Source organism: Phocaeicola coprocola (genome assembly GCF_041333015.1).
Taxonomy (GTDB): Bacteria; Bacteroidota; Bacteroidia; order Bacteroidales; family Bacteroidaceae; genus Phocaeicola; species Phocaeicola coprocola.
On the sequence record NZ_JBGKGM010000004.1, the window covers coordinates 1248393 to 1270227 of the forward strand.

General features: G+C 44.5%; 12 protein-coding genes. 3 read left to right on the plus strand and 9 right to left on the minus strand.

Features of this window, described 5'->3' with window-relative positions:
• Both ACDG22_RS16040 and ACDG22_RS16045 read left to right on the plus strand, forming a co-directional pair.
• A complete protein-coding gene (locus ACDG22_RS16040) occupies positions 1-1260 on the plus strand; it encodes a lytic transglycosylase domain-containing protein (RefSeq protein WP_370858967.1) in 1260 nt (419 codons plus the stop codon).
• A 178-nt stretch (positions 1261-1438) separates the two neighbouring features.
• Entirely contained in the window at positions 1439-3712 is a 2274-nt protein-coding gene (locus tag ACDG22_RS16045; RefSeq protein ID WP_007571528.1) for a RelA/SpoT family protein, read from the plus strand.
• A 246-nt stretch (positions 3713-3958) separates the two neighbouring features.
• Here ACDG22_RS16045 and ACDG22_RS16050 read toward each other — a convergent pair whose 3' ends face one another.
• On the minus strand, positions 3959-4306 hold the full coding sequence (locus tag ACDG22_RS16050; protein ID WP_007571531.1) for a MerR family transcriptional regulator: 348 nt from the start codon (positions 4304-4306) through the stop codon (positions 3959-3961).
• Positions 4307-4330: 24 nt separating this feature from the next.
• On the minus strand, positions 4331-5299 hold the full coding sequence (locus ACDG22_RS16055; RefSeq protein WP_022125533.1) for a M23 family metallopeptidase: 969 nt from the start codon (positions 5297-5299) through the stop codon (positions 4331-4333).
• A 134-nt stretch (positions 5300-5433) separates the two neighbouring features.
• Between ACDG22_RS16055 and alaS the strand changes: the two genes are divergently transcribed.
• Positions 5434-8052, plus strand: coding sequence for an alanine--tRNA ligase (alaS, locus tag ACDG22_RS16060; RefSeq protein WP_370858968.1), 2619 nt, complete (start codon positions 5434-5436; stop codon positions 8050-8052).
• A gap of 324 nt (positions 8053-8376) precedes the next feature.
• On the opposite strand, the gene ACDG22_RS16065 is transcribed toward alaS, so the two are convergent.
• The 7 genes from ACDG22_RS16065 to ACDG22_RS16095 form a co-directional block, all read right to left on the minus strand.
• Positions 8377-8661 (minus strand): winged helix-turn-helix domain-containing protein, encoded by a 285-nt coding sequence (locus ACDG22_RS16065; RefSeq protein WP_007571535.1) that lies wholly within the window; start codon positions 8659-8661, stop codon positions 8377-8379.
• Complete coding sequence (locus ACDG22_RS16070) at positions 8651-9274, minus strand: hypothetical protein (RefSeq protein ID WP_270668930.1); 624 nt, start codon at positions 9272-9274, stop codon at positions 8651-8653. Before ACDG22_RS16070 ends, ACDG22_RS16065 begins: the two co-directional genes overlap by 11 nt.
• A gap of 551 nt (positions 9275-9825) precedes the next feature.
• Positions 9826-10920, minus strand: a complete 1095-nt coding sequence (gene meaB / locus ACDG22_RS16075) for a methylmalonyl Co-A mutase-associated GTPase MeaB (RefSeq protein ID WP_007571537.1) — start codon at positions 10918-10920, stop codon at positions 9826-9828.
• Between the two features lie 44 nt (positions 10921-10964).
• Positions 10965-12044, minus strand: coding sequence for a DUF1573 domain-containing protein (locus ACDG22_RS16080; protein ID WP_278963735.1), 1080 nt, complete (start codon positions 12042-12044; stop codon positions 10965-10967).
• 173 nt (positions 12045-12217) lie between these two features.
• Entirely contained in the window at positions 12218-17896 is a 5679-nt protein-coding gene (locus ACDG22_RS16085; protein ID WP_370858969.1) for an alpha-2-macroglobulin family protein, read from the minus strand.
• A gap of 527 nt (positions 17897-18423) precedes the next feature.
• Positions 18424-19911, minus strand: a complete 1488-nt coding sequence (locus ACDG22_RS16090; protein WP_022125538.1) for a pectate lyase family protein — start codon at positions 19909-19911, stop codon at positions 18424-18426.
• Between the two features lie 239 nt (positions 19912-20150).
• Positions 20151-21779, minus strand: a complete 1629-nt coding sequence (locus ACDG22_RS16095; RefSeq protein WP_022125539.1) for a polysaccharide lyase domain-containing protein — start codon at positions 21777-21779, stop codon at positions 20151-20153.
• Positions 21780-21835: the final 56 nt, after the last annotated feature.

Below are 21835 nucleotides of genomic sequence, written 5' to 3' on the forward strand. Positions count from 1 at the left end.
ATGAAAAAACTATGTATTGGCATACTCGCCTTCCTTAGCTTTTCGCCCCTCTTTGCCCAACAAACGGAAAAGAGTATTGTCGTCCGCTCCAGTTCAGGTGTGGAGGCAGCTGCCGATTTGCCCGAAGGTATGCTTTCTGAAACAGACAGTTTATATCTGGACTGGATTTCGAAAAATTATATCAATCTGGGAGAAAACTGTACTGCGACTTCTACCAATCCGGAAGTAAGCGACTCTATCTACATGGATCGTCTGCAACGTATTCCGGCCATCATCGAAATGCCGTATAACGAAGTGGTGCGCAAATTTATCGACATGTATGCTACCCGCTTGCGACAGAAGGTTGCATTCATGCTGAGTGCGAATAATTTCTACATGCCCATCTTCGAAGAGGCACTCGACTTGTACGACCTGCCGCTGGAGTTAAAATATCTTCCTGTCATCGAATCGGCCTTAAACCCGATGGCAACTTCCCGTCAGGGAGCCGTAGGCTTATGGCAGTTCATGCTGGCTACAGGTAAAATTTACGGACTGCAAGTAACCAGTCTGATAGACGAACGTCGTGACCCGATCAAATCTACTCGTGCCGCAGCACGTTATCTGAAAGACTTATACGATATCTATCACGACTGGAATCTGGTACTTGCGGCTTACAATTGCGGTCCGGGCACAATAAACAAAGCTATCCGACGTTCGGGAGGAGAAAAGGACTTCTGGAAGCTATACAATTATCTGCCTCAGGAAACTCGTGGATATGTGCCGGCATTTATCGCTGCAAACTATATCATGACCTATTACTGTGAGCATAACATCAGCCCGCTGGAAATGAGAATGCCGGAAGGAACAGATACTATACACATATCTCGTCCGCTCAACCTCCAGCAGATAGCCGCCGTATGCAACTCAAACATCGATGAACTTCGTGCCTTGAATCCGGAGTTTAAAAAAGACATCATTCCTGGAAATGAGAAGCCTTATGCGCTTCGCTTGTCCAACAAGATGATGAGCTGTTTCCTCGAAAACGAAGACAGCATCTATAACTATAAACCGGAGGTCTATCAGACACGACGCAGCAAAGTAGAAGTAGCCGATGTTAAATCGTCTGCCAAATCAGGAAAAGCCGTTTATCACAGAATCAGAAACGGAGAAACCTTGGGAGGCATTGCAGCCAAATATGGAGTAAGCGTATCGCAGTTACGCAGATTGAACGGAATCAAAGGCAGTAACATACGTGCCGGAAGATCACTCCGCATCCGATAAGTATCATATTTTTACACCGAAATATCATAAAAACCATCCCGACAATCCCAAGATTTGTCAGGATGGTTTTTCATTTTTCTATCTTCCTTTTCCATAGCTTTGTAAGAAAAAACTTCATTCTACTTGTTAAATTCTTTATTTTCTTTATTTTTGCAATATAGATTAAGGGAGTAATACAATGACGGATGAAAAACTTACACAAGAGCAAGCAGATGAAAAGCAAATAAATGATGCCTTTCAAGAACTTTTAGATCGATACCTGGAAAGCAAGCACCGCAAAAAAGTAGAAATAATCACCAAAGCATTTAATTTTGCCAAGCAAGCACATAAAGGTGTACGACGCCGTTCGGGCGAACCTTATATACTGCACCCTATTGCGGTAGCACGCATTGCGTGTGTAGAAATCGGACTGGGGTCTACCTCCATCTGTTCGGCTTTGCTGCATGATGTAGTAGAGGATACCGACTATACGGTGGAAGATATAGAAAATCTGTTCGGACCTAAAATTGCACAGATTGTAGACGGACTGACAAAAATATCCGGAGGCATTTTCGGCGACCGCGCTTCGGCTCAGGCTGAAAATTTCAAAAAGCTCCTGCTTACAATGAATGACGACATCCGAGTCATTCTGATAAAAATAGCCGACCGTCTGCACAACATGCGTACCCTCGGTTCCATGCTTCCCAGCAAACAATATAAGATTGCGGGAGAAACCCTTTACATCTATGCTCCTCTTGCCAACAGACTAGGTCTGAACCGCATAAAAACAGAACTGGAAGACCTGAGTTTCAAATACGAACATCCGGAAACTTACAAAGAGATACAAGACAAGCTGCAAGCTACTCAGGCAGAGCGCGAAAGCGTCTTTACCGAGTTTACAGCTCCTATCCGTGCACAACTGGATAAGATGAAAATACCTTATCGCATTCTGGCACGTGTAAAATCTCCTTATTCCATCTGGAACAAGATGCAGACCAAGCATATCACGTTCGAAGAAATCTACGATATCCTTGCTGTGCGCATCATCTTTACTCCAAGAAACGAAGAAGAGGAACTGAACGACTGCTTCGATATCTATGTAGCTATCTCGAAAATATACAAGCCCCACCCCGACCGTCTGCGCGACTGGGTAAGCCATCCGAAAGCTAATGGCTATCAGGCACTGCACGTGACACTGATGAGTAACAAAGGGCAATGGATTGAAGTGCAAATCAGAAGTGAACGCATGAATGACGTTGCCGAGCAAGGATTTGCAGCTCACTGGAAATACAAGGAAGGTGGAGGCAGTGAAGATGAAGGCGAACTGAGCAAGTGGCTGAAGACCATTAAGGAAATTCTGGACGATCCACAGCCTGATGCGCTCGATTTCCTCGATACCATCAAACTGAACCTGTTTGCATCCGAAATTTTTGTCTTCACCCCCAAAGGAGAAATCAAGACTATGCCGCAAAACTGTACGGCACTCGATTTTGCTTTCTCTATCCATACATTCCTGGGCAGTCACTGTATCGGAGCTAAGGTAAACCATAAACTGGTTCCACTAAGCCACAAGCTACAAAGTGGTGATCAGGTAGAAATACTTACTTCCAAATCACAAAAGGTACAGCCTTCGTGGATAAACTTTGCCACCACAGCAAAAGCCAAAGCTAAGATACAAGCTATTCTGAAGCGTGAAAAGAAAGAGATGCAGCAGAAAGGTGAAGATATGCTTACCGATTTCTTCCATCAGGAAAACCTGCCGTCAAATGATGAGAATATCAAGAAGCTCTGCAACCTGCATCACGTAAAGAATTACGATGAACTGACCTTAAATATCGGTCAGGGAATATTCTCATTAGGTGAAGCAGACAAAAACGAACTGAAGGAAAAGCCATCGCCTACCAACTGGAAGAAATATATCAGCTTTGCATTCGGAGGAACCAGTAAAAACAAGCAGGAAGAGAAACAAGCTGAACAGCCTGCACTGAATATAGACAAAAAGAAAATCATCAAGCTGACTCCTGATGCCATTCAGAAGAATTACATTCTGGCTGATTGCTGTAAACCGATTCCGGGGGATGATGTACTTGGTTACATTGACGATAACAACCGTATTGTCATTCATAAACGCCAGTGCCCGATTGCAGCCCAGCTGAAGACCAGTTTCGGTAACCGACTGCTTGCTGTAGAATGGGAAACAGGCAAAGCATTAAACTTCCCGGTCAATGTATACATTAAAGGTATAGACGGCATAGGAGTCCTCAATCAGGTTACACAAGTTATATCTCAACAGTTGAATGTAAATATTCATAAATTGAATATTGAATCGAACGATGGTATTTTCGAAGGTCGCATTCAGCTTTACGTACACGATGTAGATGATGTAAATACCATCTGTACAAACCTCAAAAAGATAAATCACATCAAGAAAGTAACCCGTATCGAAAACTTTGAAGATACAATTGCCGACTAAAAAGACGTATCTTTCTGATGATGACAATAACAGATTACAACCATTAAGACGAAATAAAGATATTCAGCAAATATCCCTAAAAAATACAATGGCATATGAAGATGATAAACCATAATCACTTCATATGCCATTTTTATTGTTGTTTTTCGTTGTTTCCTCGCATATACGACGTCCGGAAAAAGTCTGATGATCGCTTAAAAAGACCTAGAATTAAGTCACCAGCCAAACAATTCACACCTGCAAGCATCAGGTGAGATAATCCAGCTCCTTACGCATACTGAGCAAATCTTCTTTGATACGCCGCAAGCGGTCGATGATTTCGGCCGTATCACGAATGCTTTCTTTATTCTGCTTCAAACGCTGTCTGGCTCCGGCAAGAGTCATTTTCTTTTCTTTTACAAGATGATATACCAGGCGAATATTTTCAATATCCTCTTTCGTATACTGCCGGATATTTCCTCCCGCCTTCTTGGGAGCAATTATAGGAAACTCCTTCTCCCAATAGCGCAAAAGCGACTCGTTTACATCAAACATTTCCGCCACTTCACGAATAGAATAATATAATTTCAAATTTTTATCGCTCTTCAAAGCCATGTCCTTTCTGTTTAGTCTGTAATATTAATCGAATACCTTACCGTGGTTGGCAGCAATCTGAATCATCTTGTCGTAATCATCCGCATCCAAATCCATGAAGTAATAGTTCACCGGATTCATAATCTGCCCTTTCAGATGCACTTCGTAGTGTAAATGCGGTCCGGTACTCTTTCCCGTACTTCCTACCTTGCCAATAGTTTCTCCACGCACTACTTTCTGCCCTACCTTCACATCAATTTTACTCAAGTGAGCATATCGGGTGACATAACCGAAACCATGATTAATGACAATACAGTTGCCATACAATCCTTCCCAGCCTGCTTTCTGTACCGTACCGTTTCCAGTGGCATACACCGGTGTACCCACGTTTGCCGAAAAGTCCATGCCCGCATGAAACTTAACAGTCTTATAAATAGGGTCGATACGATTTCCATATCCCGAAGCCGTCTGCTTCAAATCCTTGTTGGCCACCGGCTGGATAGCAGGAATACATGCCAGCATATCATCCTGTTTCTTACACAACTCTACCACCTCGTCAAACGATTTCGACTGCATATAAATCTGACGTGAAAGCAAGTCCATCTTCTGAGTAGTATTCACTACCAGCTTGGCATTTGCCATATCCATCAAATCCTCGTAACGGTTCGTTTTACCGTAACTGGCCGAACGCAAGGCATCCGCCACGGGATCTGCCTGCATAATCACCCGGTACAGATTATCATCACGCTGCTGAAGCTGCTGCATCACACCAAGAGCCTCGTCCAGACGGGTAGATAAAATATGATATTGTGAAAGTAAGCGCGAATTTTCCACACGCAGGTCCTTTTCCGAAGGAGAACCGAAAATCAGCAACAGGATGATAAAACATCCTGCACCCAGTCCCATACCCACAAACAGACGCCGCAAATAGCTCATCGCCCGCTGGCGCATAGTGGGATAAATACGGTCGTATGTACGCGTTTTCGGATTATAAATATAATAGACTTTACGCATTCAAATCTAATTTTGAAAAATTTTAAGATGCAACATGTCAAGTTTTTGCATCAAACATACGGACAAAAATAATAAAACCGATTATCTTTGCAAATCAATTTTGAGAATATTAACTACAAGACATTATAAGCATTATGTTGACAGCAAACGAAATTCGCGACTCATTTGTAAAATTCTTTGAGTCGAAAGGACATCAGATTGTGCCTTCAGCACCGATGGTCATCAAAGACGACCCGACATTGATGTTCACCAATGCAGGTATGAACCAGTTTAAAGATATTATTCTGGGTAACCATCCTGCAAAATACAAACGTGTAACCGACTCACAGAAGTGCTTGCGTGTGAGTGGAAAACATAACGACCTGGAAGAAGTAGGTCACGATACATACCATCATACCATGTTCGAAATGCTGGGTAACTGGTCTTTCGGCGACTACTTCAAGAAAGAGGCTATCAGCTGGGCATACGAATACCTGGTAAGCGTACTGAAACTTGATCCGAAAGATCTGTATGTAACCGTATTCGAAGGAAGCCCGAGCGAAGGTATTTCCCGCGATGACGAAGCAGCAGGCTACTGGGGACAATTCTTCCCAGAAGATCACATCATCAACGGTAACAAACACGATAATTTCTGGGAAATGGGTGATACAGGTCCTTGCGGTCCTTGTTCAGAAATTCATATCGACTCGCGTTCGGCTGAAGAAAAGGCTGCCGTTCCGGGACGTGAATTGGTTAACAAAGATCATCCGCAGGTTATCGAAATCTGGAACCTGGTGTTCATGCAGTACAACCGTAAGGCTGACGGAACCCTGGAACCGCTTCCAGCAAAAGTTATCGATACCGGTATGGGATTCGAACGTCTGGTACGTACTTTGCAAGGCAAGACATCCAACTACGATACTGACGTTTTCCAGCCTATCATCAAGGCAATCGGCGATTTGTCTGGCAAGAAGTATGGCGACGATGAAAAGGTAGACGTAGCTATGCGCGTAGTAGCCGACCATATCCGTACCATCGCTTTCTCTATTACCGACGGACAGTTGCCGTCTAATGCAAAGGCTGGTTACGTAATCCGCCGAATCCTGCGCCGTGCCGTTCGCTACGCTTACACTTTCCTCGGACAGAAACAAGCATTCATGTATAAGCTGCTTCCTGTACTGATTGAAAATATGGGTGGTGCTTATCCTGAACTGAAAGCACAGCAGGCATTGATCGAGAAAGTTATGAAGGAAGAAGAAGAATCATTCCTCCGTACACTGGAAACAGGTATCCGTCTGCTCGACAAGACAATGGCTGAAACTAAAGCTGCCGGTAAGACTGAAATCAGCGGTGTAGACGCATTTACACTGTATGATACATTCGGATTCCCATTCGACTTGACTGAACTTATTTTGCGTGAAAATGGTCTGACTGCCGACGTAAAAGGCTTTGAAGCCGAAATGCAGAAACAGAAAGAACGCGCACGTAATGCTGCTGCCGTAGAAACAGGCGACTGGGTTACACTGAAAGAAGGAGAAACAACTTTCGTAGGTTACGACTATACTGAATACGAAACAAGCATCCTGCGTTACCGTCAGATTAAACAGAAGAATCAGACACTTTACCAGATTGTATTGAGCGATACTCCGTTCTATGCAGAAAGTGGTGGTCAGATAGGTGATACCGGTGTATTGGTAAGCGAATTCGAAACTATCGATATCATCGATACCAAGAAGGAAAACAATCTTCCTATCCATATAGCAAAGAAACTTCCGGAACATCTGGAAGCTCCGATGATGGCATGTGTAGATACAGACAAACGTGCAGCTTGTGCAGCCAACCACTCTTGTACACACTTGCTGGACGAAGCATTGCGTCAGGTACTGGGTGCTCACGTAGAACAGAAGGGTTCTCTTGTTACTCCTGACTCTTTGCGTTTCGACTTCTCTCACTTCCAGAAAGTAACTCCGGAACAGATTCGCGAAGTAGAACATCTGGTTAATGCTAAAATCCGCGAAAACGTTCCTTTGACTGAATACCGTAACCTGCCTATCGAAAAGGCAAAAGAACTGGGTGCAATCGCTTTGTTCGGCGAAAAGTACGGCGATGAAGTACGTGTCGTACAGTTCGGTTCATCTATCGAATTCTGTGGTGGTACTCACGTATCGGCAACTGGAAAGATCGGTATGGTGAAGATTATCTCAGAAAGCTCTGTTGCTGCCGGTATACGCCGTATCGAAGCTGTTACAGGTGCGAAGGTTGAAGAAATGTTCGATACTGTACAAGATGCTATCAACGATCTGAAAGCTTTGTTCAACAACGCTCCCGACCTGAAAGCCGCTATCTCGAAATACATCGAAGAAAATGCCGGTCTGAAGAAACAGATGGAAGAATTCATGAAGGAAAAAGAAGCTGCTGTAAAGAACAAGCTGATTGAAGGTGCAAAAGAAATCAACGGTGTGAAAGTTATTCAGGCTGTTCTTCCGATGCCAGCTGACGCAGTCAAGAATATTGCCTTCCAGTTGAAAGGACAGTTCCCTGAAAACTTGTTCGTAGTAATTGGTAGCGTATTCGAAAACAAGCCGTTGCTTACTGTTACCATGAGCGACGATCAGGTGAAGGCCGGACTGAATGCCGGACAACTGGTTCGCGAAGCTGCCAAACTGATCCAAGGTGGTGGTGGTGGTCAGCCTCACTTTGCAACTGCCGGCGGTAAGAATCCTGACGGACTTAGTGCAGCAGTCGACAAGATTGTAAGCCTGGCTGGCTTCTGATTGTAAATTACAAAAATAAAATACAAAAAGGTTCTATCATTTTCCCGCTATGGGGTGATAGAACCTTTTTTATTACAGATTAGGATGGTTAGCGTACAAATCAATTATTGCAGTCTGACAAGAATCTTCAATCCAAAGATAGAGTATTGATGAACAAGCAATTATCCTACAGAATTCAGCTATGCAGGTTATCTACAGGAACAATGCTGATAAGCTCATATTCATATATGTTTATCGGACACTCATCTAAACCAATAGCTCTTCTTTCTTGAATTGGAATTCCGGCCTCTACCTTTTCTTCTTTCCGAACGTGTTTCTCTTATCCTACAAATCCAGATAAGTCTTCAGTGCCTTTATATATTCTTCCATCGCTTTTCTGCCTGTTTCTGTAATCCGGCACGATGTACGAGTCTTTTTTCCGACAAACTCTTTCTCTACCTGAATGTATCCCGCCTTGCTCAGTTTATCCAGTTGCACACTGAGATTACCGGCAGTAGATTCAGTCTTCTCTTTCAAGTACACAAAGTCGGCCTCATCTACCGATAATAGGATAGACATAATCGCCAGACGCAGTTGCGAGTGTATCAACGGATCTAGTTCAGCAAGCATAAGCAGCGGCTTTTTTATTCAACAAATGTCCTGGTATCACCATCATAAGCAAGAAAGAAAAACCGAAATATAGATTCCATTCCGGAGCCACTCTACCGCCATTTGTCAGTACCATCAGCATATAGACAGCAACCAAAAAGGCAACAAGAGGTGAATACACCAGGGCTGGAACCCGAACAATCAGACCGGTAATCGAAGTTCCTATACCCGCATATAGCAAACACAGCGGAAGCATCAAGCCAAAATTGCACGAACCAATCACCATACCTATCAGTAGCATAGCCACAACAGTCAGTCCGAACAACGATCCTACGATGCACCAGGTATGAGCAAGCATCTTATCCATATGTGTTACCACAGAAGGTTTCTTACGAACCTGAAGTACTTTCATAACAATGGCAGGAATAAACATCAAAAACCACAAGGCGTTCCACAACGGTCTGCCTGTGATATACACGGCTGCATATACAACTACAGAAAGCGCTACTGCAGCATATCCATAAATCAGAAAAACATTGCCACTACCCCGTTCCAAATTTTCTTTCGTCATTTGAATCATCTGGGAAATCAGTTCCAGACTTTCTTTTTCTGTAAACATCTTCTTTTCTTCCATACTCCTTACATTTTTAAAAGATAAAACAGTTTGTTTTATAAACCACCACTGCAAAAAAAATAGAAATCCGCGCGTTTATTCCTATTTTCTATCACATTACAAATACAAAGTAGTTTATTTTATAAACCAAATATTCTGTAGTTTTTTTCTGAAAAAAGTAAATTTCCTACCAAGTCAATTGTAATAAAACCCAAGTATCCATGAAGATTTTGCTGTGATCAACGCATAATAAAACATTGCTGTCCGACAAAACATTTTCGAAAGCTCATAGTTGCTTGTAATATAGCAGTTGATTTATTCATTGATACAACAGAGTTTTCAAAGCCTTAAATACAACTGAGAATCAACCTATTGATGAATTTATCACACAGCGATAACAATAAAAAAACTCTTCCCAAAGGCTTTTAAAAAAGACCTTCAGAAAGAGTTTCTATAATATCAGCAATTTCTGCCCAAAATATCTCGATGTTTTTTTATTTTCTGTACAAAAGTTCAGCAAGTTCGTACAAAAATTTTCAGAGAAATTATGTACTCCGTCGCAAGCCCAGCAATCAAAGATTACCGAAATATGTATCGAGCAACTTTTTCGCAGCCGAGAACGAAGTAGCCTTTCCTTGCAATACCTCCTGTTCCTGAGCTGTAAGCATCGAAGCGATAGCCGGATTGTTGTAGAAACTATCACGCAAATGTTCGTTTATCGTTTCGTACATCCAGTATTTAGCCTGTTCGTTGCGGCGGTAATCAAAGTATCCGTTCTTCTTCACAAAGTCGATATAACTGTACACCATGTCCCAGATCTCCTTGATTCCGATGCCATAAAAACCTGAATATGTCAGCACCTGTGGTGTCCACCCCGATTCAGGAGCCGGAAACAGATGCAGTGCATTGCGGAAATGAGCAGCAGCCAGCTTTGCCTTCTCGATGTTATTACCATCAGCCTTGTTGATGATGATACCGTCTGCCATCTCCATTATACCACGCTTGATACCTTGCAGTTCATCTCCTGTTCCGGCAAGCTGTATCAGCAGGAAGAAATCCACCATCGAATGAACGGCTGTTTCGCTCTGTCCTACTCCCACTGTTTCGACAAAAATTTTATCGAAACCTGCTGCTTCGCACAAGATAATCGTTTCACGGGTTTTACGGGCTACGCCACCCAGCGAACCGGCAGAAGGGCTGGGGCGGATAAAGGAATCTGGATGAACGGAAAGTTTTTCCATACGGGTTTTATCTCCCAAAATACTTCCTTTCGAACGCTCACTGCTCGGGTCGATAGCCAGTACAGCCAGCTTACCTCCACGTTCCAGTACATGCAGGCCGAATACATCAATCGACGTACTCTTCCCCGCTCCGGGAACACCACTGATACCCACACGGATAGAATTGCCTGAATACGGCAGACATTTTTCGATAACCTCCTGTGCGACTGCCTGATGCTCGGGTTTCACACTCTCTACCAGCGTGACAGCCTGACTAAGTACGGTTACATCGCCTTTTACGATACCTTCCACGTACTCGCCTACGGTAAACTGACGGCGCTTGGGTTTCTTTCTCAGGTTCAAATAAGGATTTATACTGGAGGGTTGTTCGATACCCTTGTTAACAGTCAATCCCTTGTACTCCTCACTGTTCTCAGGGTGTTCCATAGTCTTAGTATTTTAAGTTGATAATAATAGCCTTACGAGAGATCTTAAGGCTGTACGATTTTTGCCTTTACCCGAATGGTAACCGACGGTTTATTCGGGTCGTTGGTAATCATCAGTACACGGGGAGTACCTTTCACACGCGAAAGATTCTCACCAAGTACGGTAATCTTCAGCTTGGCAGATTCACCCGGCTTCAATACCGTTTTCTTCAAATTGACGGCTAGAGCGATGTTGAACACCTGCATATCCTGAATAACCAAATCGGTCTTTCCCGTATTGGTAATGATGACATTCTGTGATTTTTTCTGTTTCGGTTTCAGCGGAGGGAACTCCAACTGTGTAGTAGAAAGCGAAATCTGCGGAGGATTGTTCTTCTGCTGTTCGGTCAGTCCGGAGAAATCCGGCAACAAGACTGTCGATACAGGTATTTCGTTGTCGCTTCCCACTTTATCGCCCGGATAGCGTGACAGATACACCGATGTACGGGTAATACCGAACTTTGGAAGTTTTTCCGTATCGAGCGTAACGATAATCTTACCGTTCTTACCTCTTCCCAGCACTTCGGGAACTGCCTTTGCACTCAGATAAGGAGGCAGATGCATCAGCACCGGAGAATAAGCTTTATTGGATGTATTGGCAACCAGAATACTAAATTCAGGATGGTCGCCTTTATTGACATCTTTAAATTCTATTTCATCTTTGTCCAGACGGATTGCACCAAACCCGAAAGGATGGGTAAACGAATAATTTCTGGCGTCGGCTGTTACTTCACCATTAAATTCCAGATAAATAGGACGATAAGAAGCGTTGCAGTAAATACCGACTTCTTTATAGAAATGTCCGATAGCCTCTGCGTCGAAAACGGCTGTTACCGTACCTTTTCCACCGGCAGGTATCGGAAACTTAGTCCAGTCGACCTCCGTACAGCCGCAGGAAGAAGTTACTTTCGAAATAACCAGCGGTTTGTCACCCGTATTCGTGAAATTATAAGTAATGGTCACCGGATTGCGCCAAAGCACATATCCCAACTCCTGCACATTCTTGTCGAATGTTATTTTCGGCTGTGCCTGAGCAACCAAAACTACGGCAAACAATATATTGAATAGAAATAAAATGCGTTTCATCTTTCAGTGTGTTACTTGTTTAGAGTGAACAAAGATAAAGAGAAAATCAAAGACGAACAAAGGTTGGTGGTGAATTAATATAAATTTGCCGATACAGTGGTAAAAATAAATACAGGCTGATGCAGATTTTTCCAGTATGGAAAATACATCAGCCTGTACTGTTTTCTAATGAATTATTCTACTGTCAGAGATTGTCCTCCTGTGTGTCCGCTGAACTCGGGAGCATAAACCGACTGGATGGTTGCCACACCAGCCTGATAATTTCCCGCACGGTCTAAATAAACTTCATACTCCAGCATATATGTACCCTTCGGCATCCGGTCGATAAAGAGTTCGGTCGAAGCATCCCGGTTCACCTGATAATATCCCAGACCGTTGTTCCAATGATAGCCGGACAACAGGTTTTCCGGTTCCATACATGCCGCACGCTCATCCTTTATCCGGATAAAGTCCATGTCGCGATCAGCCTTTACCGTCAGTCGTACAGTCAGTTTATCTCCAGCATGCAAGGCAGTCTTCCGCGAAACCTGCTTACCGTCGAGCCAATACTCACGTACTATTGAAACGCCGTTACCTTTTGCCGGAAGTACCTTATCCATATCCTCCAGATACTGCGCATATACAACTCCCCAGCCTATACCGGTTCCCGACTTCGATACGACAACACGTTCCACACGAGTATCCGTTCCGGTCAGCGTCTTTCGGGTATATCCTAAAGCATCGTCCGGAGTACGTACCTCGATATTACCGGCTACTGCCTTCATCTTTCCATTCACCTGTAACTGCTTACCGGAGCCATTCAAGAAAGCATACACCGCATCTGCTGTTGCAATACCGCTTTCCCATACCTGAACCTGCTTCTGTTTGAGCAGCCAAAGCTTCATACCGGCCAGCATATCCGCATCGGGAGCAATCTGCCGGATAGCCTCCATAGCAGCCACCTGTGCAGGGATTCTGTAATTGCTCCATGAATAAGGTGCTTTCGGTGTATCGAAATAGACTCCCAGTTGCGGCGTGCTTACCGTATACTCCTTAACAGACTGAACCAGTTCCTGAGCCTGACGCTTTCTGCCATCAGCCTGCATAATGAGAGCAATCATCGCCTTCTCACCGATAGAATACTCAGCCGAACGGCTTTCCAGCTTATCCGTCATATAGGCGTTTATCTGTTTATCTGCCAACGAAGCAGCCTGCCCGTCGAGGGCACAAACATACAGATAGTGTACCACCTGCCCGTTGGGAACAAGGTTTTTCGCACCTTCCTTTTCCGCCTTCTTCATCATTTCATAATCTTCTTTCACTGCGTTCTGCAAATAGCGCAAAGCCTGTGTATACATCGGAGCGACCTTTCCGTCGAGCGTCACGTTCATGTGTTGCAAACGTGCCAGCATCTCCACTATCTGCGTTGTAATATACCGGCTACCTGTCATACCCTTATACCAGCTCCATGAGCCATCGGAAAGTTGCAGTTCTTGCAAACGTTCTACCGAAGTACGCAGGCGGTTGTCCATCGAATTCAGATCGAACAACAAGGCTATACGCCGTTTCTGCTCACCTTCCTCAATTGCTTCGGAAAGCCACGGAGTTTCTTCCAGCAACAGATTCTTCAGATCCTGATTACGTTCGAGATTACTCAAAAGCGTTTCTTTACTTCCCCCCTGAGCAATCCAGGTATCAAACACCTGTTTGATGCGGGGATTTGCCTTCACAATAGCCTCAGCAAGTGAATTGGCATAATAGGCAGTTGCCCACGACAATGCATCTTCTTCTGCCGGATTGCCAATAACAGGCAACGCCTGAACAGCATACCAGTCGGGATTTGCAGTCAGCTCCACTGTCAGCCGTCGTTCGGTAGCCGTTTTGCTCTGCTTGTTGAACAAGTCTTCGGTTCCGACTTCCGTCATGCTTTCTCCACTCAATTGGACAGGAATGGTTTCCGTCATCCACTGCTTGTCGGTCAGTACCGGCAAGTAATGCTGTTCGCCGTCGCTATATTCTCCAGCCTCGGCCGTAATCCGGCATACCACCATATCATATTTATCAGGAATCTGGCAGTCAAACCGTACGACTCCCGTTGTTCCTTCTGCCACACTGAACGGTTGCTGATAATCGTAAACCACTTCTTCTGTCACCGGATCGTATAATTTGATACCGGCATTCCCTTCAATCTTGTCCATCGACAGATTGACCAGCGAAGCAGCAATAACGGTTCGGTCACCTTTGCGGACGAAGCGCGGCATATTAGGTTGCACCATAAATGGCTTGCTCGTCTTCACGGTCTGCGTCAGCATGCCGTAATCGACATCCTGTGTATGCGCCAGTCCTGTGAACTTCCATTCGGTCAATGCATCCGGTACGGTAAAGACGATACTTACCCTACCCAGTGAATCAGTCCGCAAATTCGGATAGAAAAAGGCTGTTTCGGCAAAGTTCTCACGCACCGGAATCATCGTTTCTTTACCATCTGTTCCTTCGACAGCTGCATCATTTTCTACAATCTGCAAGACTTCTTCTACACCAGCACTGCCGCTTTCTTTTTTAAAGCCGGACGATACAATATCCGGAGAGGCGACTACCGCCGATTCCTCAACAGTCATGACAGGCTGATATTTCACCTCTACGGCATTTCCGGCATCGTGTTTCGCCAGAATACGGGTTGATGTGCCAGCCAGATTGATGCCTCTCATATAAACATTTCCGGAAAAGACCAGCAAAGAACTATACTCACCATTCAGCAGATTCAGTCCGGTGTATGTCCTTACGTATGGAAAACCTGCAAACATGCCGATTCCCTGGTTTGCCGACAACATACCTGCATAAATCCATGGAACAGGGCGAGAGAACCACAGATTAAAACGCCAGTCGTGCTGATACAGCTTATCGAGCGAAGCATCGTAAAGGGATGCCATCACATTAGCTTTCACCGGATTTCCGGCCGCATCTGTAATATGCATGCTCCATTCTTCCTTATTGCCCGGCTGCAACTTATCTCTGAAAGTTTCCCACTTCAATGTCAGTTTCTTTTCCGGTTCCAGCCGGATGATTGTCGCCTGCTTGCTATACAGGCTGCCGTTCCGCATGAAAGCAAAGTTTACGGTAATACCATCGCCATACACCTCCCGATACGGATAACTGAATTTCTTGATTTCATCATTCAGTGTCAATCGCTGAGAATCTATCCGTTTGCTTCCACTGTACACATCGACCAGCAGATACACATTCTTTTCACTGGTTCCCACATACAAGGTTGCCGGAGCCGATTCGTTAAACTCGGTTCCATCCTGATAGAACCAGTCGACAGCAGGATACGGGAGTCGTGTATCCAGACGCGAGAACAATGTAAAATCTTGCTCTGCCGTACATACTCGTCCCTGCGCATCCGTTGCAGAAATTTCAATGCGATATCTGCCCGAAGGCAATGCAAGCAATTCGGAAGGAACAAACGAACGTTGAGCTTCCGCCTTGCCTTCCAGTTGCAATCCGGCTTTCTTGCCCGCTTTATCCAATGCAAACACACGGTAAGCGACCTCTGTCTGTACAGGAGTTCCATTCGGGTTCAATGCCATAAACTGCACCTTTTCCTGTTTCTCACGCATGACCATACCCGACAGTCCGCGTATCTGCAAGCCCAACGACTGCTTACCCACCGGAAGTGACAAGGTGTTTGTCTGTGTTTCAGCCGCTCCATCGGTTACCTCTGCCTGTACTTCATATACATAATAACGGTGCTCCAGCATATCCCTTCCGGTTGTTTCCGGGGCAGTAAGCACCACACGGACACTAAAATTTCCATCAGCATCCGTCTGCACCTCACCGTTATCCAACTCTACCTTATTCATACCTCCCATACGGAACCACATATATTCCGAACGGGATATCGTATATTTTACCTTTGCCATACGGACTGGTGCTCCGGCAAATGTCTTTGCTTCTCCTTTCACCACAATGGAATCGCCCATATTATATGTGTCTTCGTACGGAGTAAAGACCACATCAAAAGTAGGACGCTTGTATTCCTCTACCTTGATAATGGCAGAAGCTCCATCCATCGACACATAATAAGTACCGGGAAGCAGGTTCTGTGGCAGCACAAATTCACCCGACAATACGCCAAAGTCGTCTGTCGATACGGTATATTCGGCTACATTACGCTCGGAAGAATACAGTTTCAGAGAACTTTTTTCGCCCTTTATCACACGAAGAGAATCACCGTTCTGTTCGTAAACCATACCGGAAACATATACTTTCTGTCCCGGACGATACAACGAACGGTCGGTAAACAGATTTACCTTCTTCTTCCATCCCTGCACTGTTTCTCTGACAAACGAAGCATTTCCTCCTATACTTGAAATAGCAGTGAAATCATTTCCTGCCATACGGACATTGTAATAAATCCTGCCCGAACGGGGAACATCTACCGTAACACTGCCTTTACCATCGGTCTTATATACCTGAAGCACATTGTATTCATTTCCGTTCGACCGATACGTAACCACTTCTGCACCCGGAACTGGTCTGCCCGTCAGTTTATCTACAGCAACAAGCTCCTTGCGTCCCTCTGACACAGGAATACTGATGCACTGATAAGGAGAAACAAACAACAACGAATAATCAATACCTTTCGCACTCCCTTGAGGAATTTGCTTTAACATGTAAATTCCCGCTTCGGGCAATGTATAATGCAATACCGTATCACGCTTCTCGTAATCGGGGGTAGAAGGCAAAGCGTAGTAACGTGAAGACACTTTTGTACCGTAATTCTGTATCAACGTTTCTTCCTTCAGATTGCCGCGAATCAATGAAGAAGCAGGAGATATATTCAGACGATACAATTCGAAAGACACTCCTTTCAGATTGGCATACGTCAGGTTCATATCCGCCTCATAGTTGGGATATACAAAAGGTATATTCATTGAAAGATACGGACTGGAAGCAAAATCAATGTATGAACGCAACTGAGACACCCATTCGTGCTTAGGATATTTTTCAATTCCTTCTCGTGCCACCTCAACCGACTTAAGCAGTTCATTGTTCATACGATAGACATAGGCCAGCTTTACATATACATCGGCACAGACAGGCAGATCCTTGTATTCTTCTGCCAGCTTACGCAATTCCTCCGCTACCTGCTCCGGGGTCAGCGCTTCACGTACGATGCTACTTCCCGCCCCTTCCCAGCAGTACAACAAACGGGCTTCCTTAGTCAGTAAAGCTGCCTGACGGTTGCTTTCACCGTAGAAAGCAATCAGTCCGTCGTACAGTGACAATGCTTCCGACACACATTTCAGTCTGTCGGAATTAAAACGATAAACAGACAAACGTTCAATTGCCTGCCGGGAAAGCAAGTCGAACATATTATCATCCAGATACTTTTCACTCAGCTCGCCTGAAGTTGTCATCGGACGGAAATCCTTGGCAGAAGCCTTACCCAGTACCTCTCTGTCTTTCAGCGAAAGACGGAAATACCGTATTGCATCATCTTCCGTACCCAACTGCTGATTATCCAGTATCAGGCTACCCATTACATGATTCAGTGCAGCACACCCCACCCTATCTGTTTCGCTTTCTGCCCATTTCCGGATACCATCGTACTCTGCCTGTGCACTGTCCGGAGTAAGCTGGATGCGTGATTCAGCACGCACAATATAGGCCTTCATCATCTGAGGGATGTTCTTTTCACTCTTTGCTTTAGTGTATATTTTATCAACTACACCAATAACCGTTTTCGGCAAGTCCTTCTTTTGGGCTGCTTCTACTTCTTTCCAAAGTTCATTATAACTCTGTGCCTGCAATACAGATGGAAACAAACTGAAAAACAGTATCAGCCAGCTCATCAAATGTACTTTCTTCATATCGCATATAGTTTGGTTTCACATAACATTGTTCTATAAAGAAAAGAAATTTTCACTTAAATGCTGCACAGATTTTAATTAAATTATCTGAAAGACTAAGTAAGTTACCATAAAAGACATTGAAACCTTATCCCAAAACATGCTGATGTTTCTTCTAAAAGATGCTCATGTTTTCCCCAAAAAATGCTGATGTTTTACAGAACTTCTGCCCGTATTTTTCAAAAAAAAATCCTTCGCGCTCCTGTATTTCCAAAGAAATTCCAAGAAGCGCAAAGGATTATGAAGGCATCCTTTAACGGGCTGTGGTACAAAATTTTCTGTCGTATCCGACACTATCAACGGGGTGCTTAAACCTTTCTGTCATTACATTTTCATAAGCATATCAGTTTGCCTTCCAAATTATATAGAGATTGTGTACTGTGTTGATTTTCAATTAAATTAAACGATATTCATCATATACACCCCAACAAATAAAAAGCGCCCACCTTATATATATTCACATCTATTGTTTCATATCTTATATCCGATTATAAGCCTTCATTCAGATAGACTTCCAGATTGGTATATCCTTCACGACTTAACGTTACTGCTGATCCATCTGCCGGATTCTCGGAATCCAATCCGTGTTTTCTTTCCCACACATCGGGCATACCGTCACCATCAGTATCCAGAAGAGCCTGCAAATCGGTATTTCCGTCGGAAAGGTCCACCCATGGTGATGAAGCTCCTTCAGGCATGACATCCTCGGGCAAGTCGATTATGCCAGGCGAACTGGCAGCCTTTTTATCAATGCTTCCCATATAAGTCGCCGTACCGGTACGAGTTTCTCTTACAATCCGCTCATCGATTTCATCTCTCCATTTGGAACATCCGGCTGAAGCCAGCACTTTCTCGAAGGCTTCGGCAGCTGTATGTGTGGTAACAATACCTGCTTCCAATGGAGCTTTCAGCCGTATCGTATCGCGTGTGACGGAAGAAAAGTATCCGTCGGCACTTGCCGTATCAAGCTGTTCGTATATACCTTTCGTCCAGTTATCGGCTGAAACTTCGGGAAAGCCTTCTACTACATTACCGTCCACATAAAACTTTCCCCACACATGCAGCATGGGATGCCAGATGTTGGGCTCCCCTTTCTTGTTATAACAATATTTTTTAGAACGCACACCGACAGAAGCAATCCGATAACGCACCTTGTTATGAGGTGTAGCAGGACCGGGTTTATAATAATTATTCACGATATTGACTTTCATTCCTTCGCCTCCATAGCAGCCATTGCCAGCCCAGTTGTAGTACACATTGTTACGGATATCCACATACTCTCTGGTCTGTGTTCCCGGACGAGGTCCCATACGCGGAACTCTACTCACATGATGTGCCATGAGATTATGATGGAACGAGGCATGATCTCCTCCTACTATACCGCCATATCCGTGCGCTCCCTTGGCATGCCCTCCGTTATTCAGACTTTCTGAGATGATACACCATTGTACGGTAGTATTCTCATTTCCATATACAGAGCAAGTTTCGTCTACCGACCAGCTGATGGAGCAATGGTCTACAATGATATTGCGATGATCGGTAGCTCCAAGTCCGTCGGGTTCTCCCTTGTTTTCGTTGCCAACCCGAAAGCGTACATAACGGATTATAACATCGTCTGCCTTGATAGTTACCGGATAACGTGCAATACATACTCCACGCCCCGGAGCTGTCTGTCCGGCAATGGTCAGGCTATCGTTCACTATTTGCAGGGGACGGTTCAGAAAAATGTTACCCGAAACATCGAACACCACGGTACGTGCCCCTTTCTTATTTACAGCATATCGGAGAGTTCCTTCCTGCTCTCCATCTTCGAGTGTGGTAACATGATATACCTTACCCCCTCTTCCTCCGACAGTGTATCTTCCGAATCCTTCAGCTCCCGGAAAAGCCGGAAGAGCAGTTCCACCGTCAGCTGCAATCATCGTTCCAGTTGGGAAAAACAATAATAAGATTAATAAAAATAACGGATGTTTCATAACTATCAGATTTTATTCCTGCTGTTTTCGATAACGCAAAAATAAGATACCCCTGAAGAAAAGGCGTGCATTATTTAAGTAAACAATGTATACTATTTAGGCAAACCGGCGATATGAATAAATATTGCATGACATACGGACTATTTTTCAAGACAAAGCAATGGCGCCATCAGCAGCCGGACGATAAATCGTACAGCAACCAATAACTCCATGCCTTAATCAACAACTATTTCCAGAAATTACTGCTGTTGTTTCTTTATAATATCCTGCACCAGACTATGCAGATACATTTCAAGATTTGTATATTTTCCAGCCGGATCGAGTGTATTCGCATTACCGTCATCCGGATTATTGGCATCGAGCCCGTATGCCGTTTCAAAAGCATCAGGCATACCGTCGCCGTCTGTATCGGTCACATCACGCGAGGTATCTTTCGCAAGTTCCGGATAAGGATTGTCACCCAGTTCGGACAATGCCTGCAATACATCTTCAGGTTCGTTGATGTATCCAGGCTTATTTCCTGAAGCCGTACACGTAGCTTTTCCTTCTTTGACATCCGAAAGGACAAGCTCGTCGATTGCATCCCGATAATTGCAGGCTCCAGCGTAGTTCAATACCGCCTGATAAGCTTCCTGCGCCGAATGTTCGGTTGTCATTACCGGATCGACTACCGGCGACTCCTTACGGATAGCCTTCATGGTTTCTTCAGTCCACAGATTATCTACCTTACTGCCGTTTTCCTGCTGTGCGTAGATACCTTTTGTCCAGTTGTCTGCCGTAACATCATCGTGTCCTTCCACCACGTTTCCCGTTACATAGAAAGTTCCCCATTTATGCAAGGAAGGATACCAGTCGTTGTAAGAACCATCGTCTTCAGTCACATAATCGAGAGTACGAACACCAATCTTGGCTATACGGTAACGGATACGGTCTGTTTCCTTACCCGAATTAGTAGCCGGTCCCGGTTTATAATAATTGTCTACAATATTTATATTCTGATTTTCGGCTCCGTAACAGCCCTCTCCTGCCCAGTTATAGAATACATTATTCCGGATATCGACATACTCATTAAGCTGTGTGCTGGCGCGCGGGCCCAGACGAGGAACACGGCTTTCGCAATGTGCTATCAAGTTATGGTGATAGGAAGCTTTGTTTCCACCCCAGTTTCCTCCGTAGCAATGTGTACCCTTGCCATGAACCGATACACGAAGTGCCTGAGCCGCGATGCACCACTGCACGGTAGAGTTCTCCATACCGTACACCGAGAGACATTCATCCACACTCCAGCTCACTGAACAATGGTCTATGATAATATTCTTTTTATCCATACCTCCCAGTCCGTCGGGTTCTTTTCCACTGTCATCTCCGGGACGGAAACGAAGGAAACGGATGATTACTTCATTCGAATTGATGACAAAAGCATAATCGGCAAGACAAATACCTCCCGGAGAAGTCTGTCCGGCAATAGTCAGATTATCGTTATTGGTTTTTAAGTCGGCTTTCAGATGAATGGTTCCTGCAACATCAAACACGACTGTCTTTGCACCTTTCTGTTTCAATACCCAGCGTAATGTTCCCTCTGCCGGATTGTTGGCATCGTCGTCCAGACTGGTCACGTGATAAACCTTTCCTCCTCGTCCGCCTACGGTATTCTTTCCATACCCTTCTGCACCCGGAAATGCAGCAAACTCTACCGGATCCATCTGCAAAGGTCCATCAGGATTATCTTCACCTCCTGGTTCCTCGGTTTCTCCACTCTCTGTACCTCCACCAGCAGGCTGTTCTGGTGTATCATCCGAACATGCTGTTCCTCCCAAAGCAGCAAGCAGACATGCACTGAAGAGGATTCTTTTAAAATTTCTGTTCATAATATTAAATGTTAAGTAATTTAGAACTTGTTTCGGAAGCAAATTTAGGGAAAGGC